This is a genomic window from Nocardiopsis sp. RV163 (assembly GCF_001029525.1).
Taxonomy (GTDB): Bacteria; Actinomycetota; Actinomycetes; order Streptosporangiales; family Streptosporangiaceae; genus Nocardiopsis; species Nocardiopsis dassonvillei.
The window spans coordinates 1-1,181 of the sequence record NZ_LEKI01000343.1 but is presented as its reverse complement, the minus strand read 5'-3'; the positions used below and the strand labels follow the sequence as shown (position 1 = coordinate 1,181).

The window sequence follows — 1,181 nt, the reverse complement described above, 5'->3', positions numbered from 1 at the left end:
ATCGCGATGGGGCTGATGTGCGAGCCCAAGGTGCTGCTGGCCGACGAGCCCACCACCGCCCTGGACGTGACGGTGCAGGCCCAGGTCCTGGACCTGCTGGACGAGCTGCGCCGCGACCTGGGCATGGGCCTGATCCTGGTCTCGCACGACCTGGCCGTGGTGGCGGGTTCGGTGGACGAGGTCGTGGTCATGCGCCACGGAGTCGCGGTCGAGCGCGGCGACGTGCGCCAGGTCCTCTCCGAGCCCGAGCACCCCTACACCCGCGGGCTCCTGGCCGCCGTACCGCGCGTGGAGGTCTCCCGGGCCCAGCGGCGCGCACGCGACAGGGCGGAGCGGATCGAGCGCGACAAGCGCGGGGGCAGGGTCACCGAGCCGGGCCAGTTCGCGGCCTTCACCCCCTCCGCCAGCGGAGAGGGCTCCTCCGAGGAGACCCCGCTCCTGCGGGTGGAGGAGGTGGCGCAGCGGTTCAGGGTGCGCGGCGGCGTGTGGGGCCGGGCCACGGACTTCTGGGCGGTCAAGGGGGTCTCCTTCGACCTGCACCGCGGCGAGACACTGGGGATCGTGGGGGAGTCGGGGTCGGGCAAGTCGACGCTGTCGCGGATGGTGATGCGTCTGCTGGAGCCCACGCGGGGCCGGGTGGAGTTCGAGGGCCGCGACATCACCCACATGCCCGAGCGGGCTTTGCGTCCGCTGCGCCGGGACGTGCAGATGGTCTTTCAGAACCCCTACTCCTCGCTCAACCCGCGGGTGACGGTGGGGGACGCGATCGGGACCGCGCTGCGGGTGCAGGGGGAGAGGGACGGCAAGAAGGTGCGCCGCCAGGTGCAGGAGCTGCTGGAGCGGGTGGGGTTGGAGCCGGGGCACTACAACCGGTTCCCGCACGCGTTCTCGGGTGGTCAGCGTCAGCGGATCGCGATCGCGCGGGCGCTGATCCTGAAGCCGAAGCTGATCATCTGCGATGAGCCGGTGTCGGCGTTGGACGTGTCCACGCAGGACCAGGTGCTGCGGTTGTTGTCGGAGTTGCAGGACGACTTCGGGTTGACCTACATCTTCGTGGCCCATGATCTGGCTGTGGTGCGTCAGGTCAGTGACCGGGTCGCGGTGATGCGCGCGGGTGAGGTGGTGGAGATGGGCGACAGCGACGCGGTGTACGAGAATCCGGCCAGCGACTACACCCGCCA

1 protein-coding gene is annotated in these 1,181 nt (G+C 70.6%); it reads left to right on the top strand.

Going from position 1 to position 1,181, the window contains the following annotated elements:
- Positions 1 to 1,181, top strand: a 1,181-nt coding sequence (locus tag ABD54_RS26605) for an ABC transporter ATP-binding protein (RefSeq protein WP_047872303.1), incomplete at both ends; no start/stop codon positions are given.